The organism is Propionivibrio sp. (assembly GCF_016790145.1).
In the GTDB taxonomy this organism is placed as follows: Bacteria; Pseudomonadota; Gammaproteobacteria; order Burkholderiales; family Rhodocyclaceae; genus Propionivibrio.
The window spans coordinates 1-10,395 of the sequence record NZ_JAEUOI010000238.1 but is presented as its reverse complement, the minus strand read 5'-3'; the positions used below and the strand labels follow the sequence as shown (position 1 = coordinate 10,395).

At 57.6% G+C, this 10,395-nt stretch carries 10 protein-coding genes; 6 read left to right on the top strand and 4 right to left on the bottom strand.

Features of this window, described 5'->3' with window-relative positions; genetic code table 11:
* Nucleotides 1-472: 472 nt before the first annotated feature.
* Entirely contained in the window at nucleotides 473-2,527 is a 2,055-nt protein-coding gene (locus JNM42_RS19295; protein WP_294274232.1) for a ParB-like protein, read from the top strand.
* A 187-nt stretch (nucleotides 2,528-2,714) separates the two neighbouring features.
* Here JNM42_RS19295 and JNM42_RS19290 read toward each other — a convergent pair whose 3' ends face one another.
* Both JNM42_RS19290 and JNM42_RS19285 read right to left on the bottom strand, forming a co-directional pair.
* Complete coding sequence (locus JNM42_RS19290; protein WP_294274229.1) at nucleotides 2,715-3,092, bottom strand: PilZ domain-containing protein; 378 nt, start codon at nucleotides 3,090-3,092, stop codon at nucleotides 2,715-2,717.
* Between the two features lie 117 nt (nucleotides 3,093-3,209).
* Nucleotides 3,210-4,499 (bottom strand): TIGR03790 family protein, encoded by a 1,290-nt coding sequence (locus JNM42_RS19285; protein ID WP_294274227.1) that lies wholly within the window; start codon nucleotides 4,497-4,499, stop codon nucleotides 3,210-3,212.
* A 76-nt stretch (nucleotides 4,500-4,575) separates the two neighbouring features.
* Here JNM42_RS19285 and JNM42_RS19280 point away from each other — a divergent pair, with 76 nt between their 5' ends.
* From JNM42_RS19280 to JNM42_RS19270, 3 genes are read left to right on the top strand one after another with little or no spacing between them, the layout of a single operon-like run.
* The gene (locus tag JNM42_RS19280; RefSeq protein ID WP_294274223.1) at nucleotides 4,576-5,706 is read left to right on the top strand and encodes a rhomboid family intramembrane serine protease; all 1,131 of its coding nucleotides are present in this window, start codon (nucleotides 4,576-4,578) and stop codon (nucleotides 5,704-5,706) included.
* A gap of 30 nt (nucleotides 5,707-5,736) precedes the next feature.
* Nucleotides 5,737-6,162 carry a VOC family protein gene (locus JNM42_RS19275; RefSeq protein WP_294274221.1) on the top strand — a complete coding sequence of 142 codons (426 nt, stop codon included), beginning with the start codon at nucleotides 5,737-5,739 and terminating at the stop codon, nucleotides 6,160-6,162.
* 7 nt (nucleotides 6,163-6,169) lie between these two features.
* Nucleotides 6,170-6,838: a pyridoxamine 5'-phosphate oxidase family protein gene (locus JNM42_RS19270; protein ID WP_294274219.1), complete on the top strand. Its 669-nt coding sequence runs from the start codon at nucleotides 6,170-6,172 to the stop codon at nucleotides 6,836-6,838.
* A gap of 17 nt (nucleotides 6,839-6,855) precedes the next feature.
* Here the strand turns inward: JNM42_RS19270 and JNM42_RS19265 are convergent, their stop codons facing one another.
* A complete protein-coding gene (locus tag JNM42_RS19265) occupies nucleotides 6,856-7,512 on the bottom strand; it encodes a hypothetical protein (protein WP_294274216.1) in 657 nt (218 codons plus the stop codon).
* Nucleotides 7,513-7,666: 154 nt separating this feature from the next.
* On the bottom strand, nucleotides 7,667-8,320 hold the full coding sequence (locus JNM42_RS19260) for a PEP-CTERM sorting domain-containing protein (protein WP_294274213.1): 654 nt from the start codon (nucleotides 8,318-8,320) through the stop codon (nucleotides 7,667-7,669).
* A gap of 312 nt (nucleotides 8,321-8,632) precedes the next feature.
* Between JNM42_RS19260 and JNM42_RS19255 the strand changes: the two genes are divergently transcribed.
* Both JNM42_RS19255 and JNM42_RS19250 read left to right on the top strand, forming a co-directional pair.
* Nucleotides 8,633-9,895 (top strand): HD domain-containing phosphohydrolase, encoded by a 1,263-nt coding sequence (locus tag JNM42_RS19255; protein WP_294274209.1) that lies wholly within the window; start codon nucleotides 8,633-8,635, stop codon nucleotides 9,893-9,895.
* The coding region (locus JNM42_RS19250; RefSeq protein ID WP_294274206.1) for a PAS domain-containing protein at nucleotides 9,892-10,395 on the top strand (504 nt) is incomplete at its 3' end. The genes JNM42_RS19255 and JNM42_RS19250, both read left to right, overlap by 4 nt.

Genomic DNA, 10,395 nt, shown 5'->3' with positions numbered 1-10,395 from the left:
GAAAACTATCTTGGAAATGTCGACTTCACCAAAGTGCATCTGGCTATTTTGGACAACTCGCATCGCCGGTCTCCGGAAAAGTCGCATGAGCTTGTCTTGCGGTAGCTGTAATTATAATGCCTATGGTCTACAGAGGCCAGGCATTTCGGAATGCAATGAAGATTTTTTGCCACAGATCCAGCGCCGTATCTAACGCGAAGATTTCCTCCGATTTGGGCCGCCAGCCCAGTATTTGCGTTCTTCTCGCCTCGTTTTTCGCTTCCGCTGGCAATTATTCGGCGTAGGAAAAACGGCTGAATCCGTTGCTGTTGTTGGGGGTGAGAAGTTTACGATCAAAAACTATTTAACCCTTGCCACCGTTGAGTCGGGCTGTGTAGGTTGAACGGATGACTGCGCATTCATCGTCCTGTAATAAACCCCATATATATTTTAGAAACATTGAATAAAATGACCACGTTATGGGAGACCTACAATGAGGCACCGTTCCAAATTAACACCGATTGCCATGGCTTTTGCGTCGATGGTTTTGTCACTGTCCGCCGCACACGCGGAAACCCAGATCAAGGTCAACGGGACGCTGTACCGCGACTTCACCACGGTAGCGACGGAACTGGCTGGCGCTCAGCCGGGTACCGACATCTACGTCTGGCTAAACGCCGACAACGTCGCCGCCAATACAAGTCTGCGAGCTACCCAACGCTCGCTCGGTTTCCGCGAAGTCGATTACAAGGCCAAGTTCTCCGAGTCGTTGAATTTCAGCCAGGTTGCATCGACGACCGTCGGCAGCAATACCGTTTATGACTACGGAACGCAGAGCAGCAGCACCAACCTCGTCGGCTTCTGGAAGAGCAAGGATCTGCCTATCCTGGTCGGCACTGATGGCAACGCTTACATCACCGACGGACACCACACCACCGCCGGCTACCTCGCCGCCAACACTGCGGCGCGCGAGATGGTGCCTGGCATGGGCCATGTCGTGCTTGGCCACATCGTCGCCGGCCAGAACTATTTCGTTCCGGCCAGCCCGGCAGCCCCAACCGATGCATGGTGGACAGCGCGGCAGACGGCCAACAACGCTCTGCTCTACGGTCCCAATGGCAATCAACTAACGCGGTCTGGCGAACCGAATTTCGCGAGCCTGCAGCCCGTGTTGCCGAGCGTGCAGGCCATGCCGACGGTGCCGGGCAAGGTGAGCATGACCAACGACGACTACCGGGCCGTGACCTGGGGCATGGCCGACGGCATAATCGGCGGCGTCAAGGGATACTCCAAGGGTAACGCTTTTGTTAACGGAGCGACCGACATCAACTTTGTTGAGTTCTACTGGGCCGATTTCCTGCGCAATCGAGTGGTGTTCGACAACAGCAAGTCGGGATCGGTCGTGGACAGCGGCAAGGCCGACGCCAACCTGATCGCGGCGCCCCTGTCGTTCTACGCCGCGGTGGCCAACGGCACGGCGCTGGCCAAGTCCGAGGTCTACAAGGACCAGTACGGGCGCGCGCTGACCGACTACGCCAAGTACGACGGCAATGGAACGGCGGTGAGCTATCTGGTGGCCGGCAACAACACCGAGACCTGGGCCGGCGCCTCGCTGAAGAACGGCCTGGCCATCGATACCAATAAATACAAGATGTATCTGCTTGACGACTCCACCGTGCAGGGCGACATCACGCCGTCTGCGCTCTCAAAAAATAGCCTCTACATCGACACCGTAGCCGGCCAGACCGTGAACGGCCGCATCAGCAACTTTGCCTCGGTCGACATCAACAAGGGTTCGACGATCCAGGTCAAGTGGAAAGATGGCGTCCTGCAGACGGCCGCCAACCAGCCGCTGATGACCATCGCGGCCGGCAATGGCACGGTCACTTTCACAGCGCAGAATGACTACGCGGGCGCCACGCGCATCGGCGGCGGCACGCTGGTGGTGGCGGCCGGCGGCTCGATTGACAATTCGTCGTCGATCGAGGTCGGCAACGGGGCGCAACTGGTGAACAACGGCGTCATCGGCGGCGGCGCCGGCAGCGGCGCTGTGACCGTTCTTGGCGGTGGAGCCGTGGGCGGCAGCGGGGTGTTCAACCGTGGCGTTTCGCTGGAGTCCGGCGCCCACCTTGCCCCCGGCAACAGCCCCGGCACGCTGACCTTCGCCGGCGGTCTGACGCTCAAGGATGGCTCGGTTCTGGACTTTGATCTCGGCACGCAGTCCGACCTGATTCTTGTCTCCGGTGGCCTGTTCACGGGCAGCAATGATCACGGGGTTGCGGTGAACCTCAAGACGGGTCCCGATTTCCTTACTGGAACCCGCTACACGCTTTTCAACTGGAATGGCGCCGCAATGGCAGGAGTCGATACCAGCGACTTCTATTTGAGCAACCTGCCCGCCGGCGAAACAGCCAAGTTCTCGATCAGCGGCACTACCCTGGGACTGACTCTTGCCCCGGTACCTGAGCCCGAAAGCTATGCGCTGATGCTGGCCGGTTTGGGTTTGCTCGGCTTCATGTCGCGTCGCAGAAAAAACCTGTCGGCCTGATGCACTAAAGGCGCAACTTTAGCGGGAGCTTCGGCTCCCGTTTTTTTTTGGGGATGATCGTAAAAGCTTTTGGAAAACCGGAATCGGCTCTGCTCAACGCCCGAGCAGACGGGCATCACTTATATCGGCTGAACCGATACGGGACCATCGCTGAGGTAAAACGCGGTCAATCCGGACACACACCGGCCTACCCCCGCCAGGCCTGGAACAACGCGGGGAGCTCTCTGTTGAGCAGGCAAGGAGGCGCCAGATTGAGCATGCCGATTTGCCTGAGTTTGTTCTGGCACTCCTTTTCCAGCGGGGCGAAGCAGATGCCAATCAGGTTATTATTGACATGAGCGACTTCCCCTTTGACGGCAATAAGCGAATCCTCGTTCAGGTGCAGAATTTCGAGCGAACAGCTTTCACCCGGTTTGATATTGAGTTCAAACAGCCTGGGCTCGAACAAGGCGCCGAACAGCGATATATCGATCAGCTCGCCACGGTAGGCCATGAACTTCAGTCGAAGTTCACCTTTCGAGTGAAAGGGAAAGCGGGGATGACGGCGAAGCTCGTGCAGGAACATGGACTGGGATCCTGGAAAAATAGTATGAAGATCTCCAACTCTACCAGCGCAATGTTGCAGTTTGTTGTCAGGGGAATGGTTTCCCTGGTTTTATTTTGGCGCCGGGGGAAAGCAACTTCATGGTCTTGCCGCCTCATTGCGCAGGGAAAATTGCAGGCGGAAATAGCCGCTGGCATTTTCCGGAAGCGAAAAACGGAGCAGATTGAGGCCGCGGTGGATGGGCTGCTGCCCGGCTGTCGGGGTAAAGGGGCCGATTGCGGAGAGGGATCGTTCGATGCGCAGCCGCCCTTCGCGCGGGGATAAAATTTTCAGTTCAAACTGGCCGGGCCGGACTTCCTTGAGTTTCGGGGCGAACGGACGCGCCAGCGGTTCTCCGACGAACACGCCTTCGCCCGGCCAGGCGACACTCTTCCAGTAGGCTTCGATGGCGCTGGCACCGCTCGCGTAATGGAACATGGCGACCGCCGGGAAAGGGAATTTCTGCGGGTGATTGCAGGGTTCCACCACGGTTCCATAGCTGGCCGTGGCGCCGGCTTCGAGCCAGCGCAGGCTGCTCATCTGGCTTGAATCGGTGAGCTGACCACCGAAGGAAGTCAGATGATCGGCCAGCGCCCCCGGCAGAAAGTCGAGGGTTTTGAGTTGCGGAACTTGCGGCAGACCGGTGAAGTAGAAGAGTACGTCGTGGCGATCTTCAATGGCCCCGGTTTCGAGTATCTCAATCGGGAATACGCCGGCCAGTTCCCTTGCCGTCAGTTCGAAATACGCGGCGCGGACGCTTCGTGCCTTGTCCGGCGTGCTCAGCAGATAGGCGCGGCCGGCAGGGAAACTCTGGTCGGCAGCGATACCGCGGTCGATCAGCGCCTTGACCTGCTCGAAACTGCTGCCGGCCAGCATCATCGCCGGCCGCATTTTGTGCTCGCTGGCCGGGTACTGGCTGGGCGAGTTGAAATACGGGCTGGGCGCCGTCTGGCCGCAGTTGGTCGAGCAATAGTCCTCGTTGAAACCAAAGGCCAGCGCGGAAGTCATCGACATGCAGCCGACCCGGTAGGGAATGCTCCAGGCCACCGCGTAGGCCTGAATATGCGCCGGTGTGGCGCGCTCGATTTCCGTTTTCAGTTGCGCAAATTCATCCTTGCCGAGCGCACTGCGCCCGGGCGGGAAATGCACGTGAATCAGGTTGGTGGCCGGAATCTGGCGAGCTTTCTGGTAGTACTCGCCGATCTGCCGCGAAAGCGGGTCATCGTCGTTGATGATGAGGGCGAGTTCATCGGCGCTGATGCCGGTCCGCGGCAGCAGGATCTGCGCCGACGCAACGAGAGGTGAGCTGTACGCAAGCGGAGCGGTGAGAAGCGCGATCAGCAGGCACAAAGCCAGTCGGAAAAAACGGGATCGGGCAATAAAATTCAAACGATGTCCTCATGGGTGAAACGATAGTTAACTTCATCCTCGCGCATAATAGCGTCTCTTCATTCAATTCTTGTCTATGTCCGAGCACTCTTCCATTCCTCCGCTCCATGACCTGCTTCTCCAGCGTGTACCGCGGGTGCGGGTCACGCAGTGGCTGATTGGCGTCAATCTCCTGGTTTTCCTGGCGATGCTCGCCAGCGGTGCCGGGTTGTGGCATTCGTCCAACTCCGTTCAACTGGCGTGGGGGGCGAATTTCGGCCCGGCCACTCAGGATGGCGAATGGTGGCGGCTGGGCAGTGCCCTCTTTCTGCACTTTGGTGTGCTGCATCTTGTGATGAACATGTGGGCCCTGTGGGACGGCGGCCAACTGGTCGAGCGCATGTATGGGCACTTGCGTTTCGCAGCGATCTATTTTATCAGCGGGATCACCGGCAACCTGCTTTCGCTGGTCAGCCATCACGGCCAGGCCATATCCGGCGGCGCGTCCGGCGCAATCTTTGGCGTCTATGGTGCCCTGCTGGTTTGTGTGTGGCGCGAACGGCGGCAACTGCAGCCGCGCGAGTTCCGTTGGCTGTTCTGGGGAGCGTCGGGTTTTGCAGCGCTCACCATCGTGCTCGGTCTGCTGATTCCCGGAATCGACAACGCAGCGCATGTCGGCGGATTTCTGACGGGCCTGCTCAGCGGTGTTGTTCTGGCGCGTGCGCTCGAAGCAGGACAGACATTGCCCTGGCGCCCGCGCGCGCGCGCCGCTGCGGTGTTTGCCCTGGCCTTGCTACTGCTGATCAGCCAGATTCCCGCACCGGCCTGGCTCTGGAGTGAAGAAGCACTGGCGCGCAAGGAAGTCAGCGAGTTTTTAAGGGACGACGCGGCGATCAGGCAAGCCTGGCAAAATATCCTGAACGACAGCAAGCGCGGCGGCGTTTCATTTGATGAACTGGCCGGTCGCATCGATACGGCGATCGGCGATCGTTACGAAGAGAGTTTCGAACACCTGTCACTATTTCCGATCAATCCGGCCTTGCCCTCGGCCAAGACACTGGAAATGCTGCGCGATTATGCCGAGTTGCGCCGGAACGCTTCGCGCTCGCTGGCCGAAGGCCTGCGCAGCAAGGACTCGTCGAAAATTCGTGAGGCCATCGCACTTGAAAAAAAATCCCGGGAACTGCAAAGTCCGGCCAGGGTTCCGCCAGAAAAACCGAAACCTTGAACTTGTTAGTCAATCAATGCAGGAGCCGCCATGCAGCAGAACATCAGCTTTATTACATTGGGCGTTGCCGATCTGGCACGAAGCCGGGCGTTTTACAGAGCGCTCGGGTGGACGGAATCTTCAGCCAGCAAGCCGGAAATTGCATTCTTCAGGGCCGGGTCAGTGGCGTTCGGATTGTTTCAGCGGGATGCGCTGGCCGAGGATGCGAATGTCCCGTCGTCAGGTTCCGGCTTTCAGGGATTTACGCTGGCGCACAATGTCGAGACCGAAGACGCGGTGAGCAAAATCCTGGAGCAGGCCCTCGCTGCCGGTGCACGCCTGGCGCGCCCCGCCGAAAAGGTATCCTGGGGCGGTTTCCGAGGTTACTTCGCCGATCCCGACGGCTTTTTGTGGGAGGTCTGCTGCAATCCCTTCTTTCCGCTTGACGCGCAGGGCCGCGTCCAGCTACCGGAGTAGTGCGCGGATGAAACCGGCTGTCGAACCGGTGATCGATTTGTTGCACGGCGCCACGTACGGCACGCTGGCCACGCAATCTAACCGCTTGCCCGGTTATCCTTACGCGACGGTCATCCCCAATGTGCTCGACGAATGCCACCGGCCGCTGCTCCTGGTCAGCGCCCTCGCCGAACATACCAGGAACCTGCTCGCCGACCCGCGTCTGAGTCTTTCGCTGCTTGAACCGAACTGTGACAACGTCCAGACAGCCGCTCGCCTGACCCTGATCGGCGATGCCGAAGCATTCGAGCCGGGAGATCTGTTGCAGGCACGTTATCTGCGTTACCTGCCCGATGCCGAACAGTATCTGCAACTCGATTTCATGTTCTTTCGCATCATCCCGAAGCGACTTAGGTCTATCGCCGGTCTCGGCAGGATGGGATGGCTGGAGGCGGACGATTTCGGCAGTTTGCCGTCACTCTCGCTTGAGACGGAATACAGGCTTCTCGATTCAGTGCAGCATGCGGTGCCAGAGGGTATTTCGATTCACGGCATCGACTGTTACGGCATCGATTACCTGGCCGATGGCCTGAGGAGGCGACTGGGCTTTGGCGAAACCGCCGTGCGCGAAGAATACCTTGATGCCATCCTGCATGAAGTTGTAACGCAGCTTGCCCTGGAAAAGTCCGGCGAATAGTCTGGGCAGATTGCGGTTCAGCGGGTGCGCTTCCTGATTTCACCATTGCAGGCATTCGCCACACGGGCGTATTCCTCAGGTGTGTCGATGAGAGCCTGTGCTTCATCGGCGTGAGCAAATTCGCGCTGGATGTAGGGCAGCCAGCGTTCATCCAGCTCACGTTGCAGATCGGCACGCGTCTGACCCACCGGGCCACGCCAGGCGCCTCCGGTAGCGAAGCGGCGGTTCAGCGATTCGCTCAGCTCGTTCTCGATAGTGGAGAGGTGTGCCTGGTAGGCTTTGACGTGGCGTAGCTCGTGCTGATAAATCTCCTTGTAGGCACAACCGCCTTCGGGAAACTCTTTCGCAACATAGACCGTCATAGGATTGAAACCGAGCGTCAGGGTAAGTTGCGGGCTGGCGCACTCCCAGCGACCCGATCGGTCCACATGGAGCGGCGTGCTGCTCGCGAAGTGCGCGACGTCGTTAACGCGGGTAAGCCCCAGAATCTGGTTGCCGGGACGCGCCAGTGCCGAACCCAGATGATTGAGCACCTTGTAGCCGTGCTGTGTATTGACGGTGACGCGCGTATCAAGTCGCTTTACTGTCACAGAGGGCTTCGGCAACTGATCGCACTTGTCCGCCCAGCACGGGCAGGAAAGGACGACAGCGAACAGCAAGGCAAGATAACGCATCGGCAGGTCTGGGGAAAATACCGGAATCGACCGGGGTCAGGGAATGCGCCATTCTGCCCGATTCCCCACAGGCCGGCTTGCACAAACTCATGCGCCCAGGGTAGAAATTAAAAAACGGGAGCCGAAGCTCCCGTTTTCCTTAAAACTCTTGATCTCAGACGAGCAACTTTTGCTTGCGTCGCCGCGCTGTAAAACCGAGCAGCCCCAAACCCGCCATCAACATGGCATAGGTTTCGGGCTCGGGAACCGCAGTAATACTGAAATTGACGTTATCGATACCGACGTTGTACGCGGAATCGTACCAATCAATCCACAAGCCCGTTGGCGAGCTCACATTAGGGGAAAACGTATTGTGAGTGGTGCTGCCTGAACCAACGTCGCCGGTATAGGAAAACAGCGTAGCGCCACCGCCAATTGCCGTAACACGAATATTCGTTCCACGGGTGGTATCAATATACGCACCGAAATCCATGCTGTTAAGAACAACACTATCACCATCATTCGATGGCTTGATCTCGATACGAGCATGCGAACTTGCATCACTACCATTCGCCCAAGCGACCCCCTTGAGGTCGTTGTAATTGATATCCCACCACACGAGACCAAGAGGAGTAGTAGAGTTTACATTAACGTATGTGATGTCAACGATCCCGGCGACATCGCCGTAGTTTTGAGATAAAAGGTTCCCGCTACCGCACGTAGGGACATCACACGCCAATGCTTGGTCAAACGTCAATGTGTAGCTGGCCGCCTGGGCTGTTCCGGCAAGAAAAAGACTCGCCGTTGCAATTGCTACCAATTTCTTCATTACCACTCCTCAAGATCACAGGTTAGACGGAAAACCATCCGCAAGTGGGCAAATACTAGCCATTCGATTCTTTTAGTCAATAGTACTTTTGGACTACAGGAGAAAACCTTGACAGGACATGGTTTTCAGCTACTGCCCTGCAAGGCGCGTCGAACAAGTCAAAAAATACCAGGTTAAAACAAGGACACGCTCAAATCGAGATGCCAAAGTCCTGTTCGCCCTCACCTGGGCCTTCCGGGAAGGCGACACCAGGCAAAATATGATTTATGCTTGTGTCCAGAGATGAATTAACTCACACCTTACACCAAGAAAATGACGGATCCCCAAGCACAATTCATTGATGTCGCCGATTTGCGAATCGGCCTATTTGTTCATATTGACCTTGGATGGATGTCTCATCCCTTCCCCTTGAACAGTTTCAAGCTGCATTCGCCAGCGCAGATCGCCACAATTCGCACGCTGGGTATCGAGCGTATTCGCTATTCGCCGGAAAAAAGCGACCCGGAGCCGGCACCGGTTGAAGTATGCGAGACACCGCCAGAACCTGTTTCGCCGCAGGAAATGGAACGGCAAAGGCGCAAAGAGTTACTGGGCGAGCAGAATGCCAGCCTGAAAATGTGCGAACGACAATATATTCAGGCCTCCAAAAGTTACAAGCAGTTGCTGGAGCAGGCCAATTCCGCGCCTGATAAATCACGTTCCCAATCGCAGGTACTGGTTGAAGACGTATTAAAGCAGCTTCAGGGGCTTGAAGAAAGCAGCATCCGGTTGTTGTCGGAGCAGATCGGGGATCGCGCCTCTCAGCACTCGGTCAATGTGCTGGTGCTCTCCCTTCTGCTGGGCAAGGCTTGCGGGCTGGGCGAAGCCGACTTGCAGGAACTCGGTATCGGAGCGCTCCTGCACGACATCGGCAAGCAGGAACTGCCCAACCGCCTGCGCTGGGATGACGAACAGTACTCCAGTGCCGAGAAGAAACTCTACCAGGAACATGTGAAACACGGGATCGCTCTCGGGAAAAAAATGGAACTTTCCAGCGCGGCCCTTCTGTGCATCGCCCAGCACCATGAAGCGGCCAACGGGAGCGGCTTCCCGATGCGTCTGTCCGGCGAGCAGATTTCGCCACTGTCGCGCATCCTTGCCCTGACCAACCAGTATGACAATCTGTGCAATCCCGGCAACCCGGCAGCGGCACAAACACCTCATGAGGCTTTATCTACGATTTTCAGCCGGCTCAAGGGCCGCTTTGACGGCCAGACGATGAGCGTCTTCATTCGCATGATGGGGGTCTATCCCCCAGGATCGGTGGTACAACTGAGCGATGAAAGTTACGCTATGGTGGTCTCGGTCAATTCATCCCGTCCGCTGAAACCGCGCCTGATCATTTTCGACCCGCAAATTCCCAAGGAGGAAGCACTGGTCGTTGACCTCGAACGGCAGGCGAATCTGGGGGTCAGGCGCAGTATCAAACCGGTGCAGTTGCCGCGCCAGGTGCTGGACTATCTGTCGCCCCGGCAGCATGTCTGCTACTTCTTCGAGCGTGCAAGCAACCTGGCCGGGGGGGATGACACGTCATGAATGTCGAGCGCTGGCAATCGCTGCTCGACGGGATGATCGAAGCCGTCTGGCTGGTCGATCCCCTGACGCTGCGCATCGTCGCCGCCAATCGGGTCGCTGCATCAATGCTCAGCATGGAACCCGATGAACTGGTCGGCAGAGCCGTCATTGAACTGGCCGCCACACCGGAAGACCAGTTTTTCTGGGAAGACGTTGCCGCCGGACTGAGCGATAACATCTATTCCGATACCCTTCTGCTGCTCAAAGATGGATGCACCATCCCGATTGAACGCCGAGTAAGCCAGGTCAGACTATCGGCAGATATCCTGGTCTATCTGGTCGCCATCTCCAACAAGGCGGAGCAACGTCGGATAGAGCAGGAACTGGAAAACCTGCTCGCTGAATTGCGCGCGACATTCGAATCAACAGCCGACGGCATTCTGGTGACTGACACCGATGGGAATGTTCGCGGCTACAACCAGCGCTTTGCCGAACTGTGGGAAATTCCTCAGGAACTGATG

Bases quoted from the DNA above. Each gene is read 5' to 3' on its own strand.
- JNM42_RS19270 (WP_294274219.1), top strand. From the start codon at position 6,170: ATGAAACCGGCTGTCGAACCGGTGATCGATTTGTTGCACGGCGCCACG.
- JNM42_RS19275 (WP_294274221.1), top strand. From the start codon at position 5,737: ATGCAGCAGAACATCAGCTTTATTACATTGGGCGTTGCCGATCTGGCA.
- JNM42_RS19265 (WP_294274216.1), bottom strand. From the start codon at position 7,512: ATGCGTTATCTTGCCTTGCTGTTCGCTGTCGTCCTTTCCTGCCCGTGC.
- JNM42_RS19255 (WP_294274209.1), top strand. From the start codon at position 8,633: ATGACGGATCCCCAAGCACAATTCATTGATGTCGCCGATTTGCGAATC.
- JNM42_RS19295 (WP_294274232.1), top strand. From the start codon at position 473: ATGAGGCACCGTTCCAAATTAACACCGATTGCCATGGCTTTTGCGTCG.
- JNM42_RS19260 (WP_294274213.1), bottom strand. From the start codon at position 8,320: ATGAAGAAATTGGTAGCAATTGCAACGGCGAGTCTTTTTCTTGCCGGA.
- JNM42_RS19280 (WP_294274223.1), top strand. From the start codon at position 4,576: ATGTCCGAGCACTCTTCCATTCCTCCGCTCCATGACCTGCTTCTCCAG.
- JNM42_RS19290 (WP_294274229.1), bottom strand. From the start codon at position 3,092: ATGTTCCTGCACGAGCTTCGCCGTCATCCCCGCTTTCCCTTTCACTCG.